This window comes from Corynebacterium sp. LK2510 (assembly GCF_040946405.1).
Taxonomy (GTDB): Bacteria; Actinomycetota; Actinomycetes; order Mycobacteriales; family Mycobacteriaceae; genus Corynebacterium.
This window is the reverse complement of sequence record NZ_JAYWLR010000044.1, coordinates 1-1,136: the sequence shown is the minus strand read 5'-3', so window position 1 is coordinate 1,136 and position 1,136 is coordinate 1. Positions and strand designations below refer to the sequence as shown.

The 1,136-nt window shown below is 57.7% G+C and carries 1 protein-coding gene; it reads left to right on the top strand.

Annotation, left to right across the window (positions count from 1 at the left end):
• Nucleotides 1-23: 23 nt before the first annotated feature.
• Nucleotides 24-1,136 (top strand): IS256 family transposase (locus VVR41_RS10665; RefSeq protein ID WP_368524752.1); only part of this gene is annotated, 1,113 nt, incomplete at its 3' end.

Here is a 1,136-nt window from a genome sequence, read left to right as displayed (position 1 = left end):
TCCGCACAAGGAGATGAGCCAGAATGACTACTGTGGCACGACGAGACCCGGCTGATAAGGCCAAGATTGACGCGATTGAAGCGAGGCTTCTTTCCAATCCTGAAATGGCGAAACTAATTGACGAACTCGGTACTTCTGCAACGGATGCCAACGATCTTGTCCGTGGTATGTTGCAGGCCTCGATCACCCGTGGGCTTAATGCTGAGTTGGATGCCCACCTGGGTTACCCATCCGGCGACCGGGCTGGCAAAGCTGCAGCCGGCACCATCAATCACCGCAACGGGACGTATTCGAAGACCGTGGACTCGAACTACGGCCCGGTCACCGTCGATGTGCCCCGGGATCGTCAAGGCACGTTTGTGCCGCTGATGGTGCCGAAAGGTGCGCGTCGTTTGACCGACGTTGATGACATGATCGTTAGTTTGTACGCCGGGGGGATGACCATCAGGGATATCCAGCATCATATGGCGTCTGCGATGCGCGTCGATATTTCCCATGAAACGATCTCGGCTGTCACCGACGCCGTGCTCGATGAGGTGATGGTGTGGCAAAACCGCCAGTTGGATGAGTTCTATCCTGTGATTTTCCTCGACGCATTGCGCATCAAAGTCCGTGACGCAGGCCGTGTGGTCAACAAGTCGGCCTACATGGCTATCGGGGTCGACGTCGACGGCGTCAAGCACATCCTGGGGCTGTGGATCGCGAAGGAGGAAGGCGCATCATTTTGGGCGCATGTGTGCTCGAATCTGGCTAACCGGGGGATCAAGGACGTCTTCATTGTCTGCTGCGACGGGCTGAAAGGGCTTCCCGAAGCGGTGGAGGCAACCTGGCCAGGGTCGATGGTGCAGACCTGTATCGTGCACCTGATCCGGGCGGCGAACAGGTGGGTAGCCTACGGTGATCGCAAAGCCGTTTCGGCGGCGTTGAAAAAGGTCTACACTGCCGTCGATGAAGCGGCAGCTACTGAGGCGCTTGCCGAGTTTGCTGCCTCGCCACTGGGCGAGAAATACCCGCAATCGGTCAAGGTGTGGCGCGATAGTTGGGATCGGTTCGTGCCTTTTCTGCAGTTCCCGCCCGCAGCAAGGAGGGTGATCTACACGACGAATTCGATCGAGTCGTTCAACAATGAGCTACGC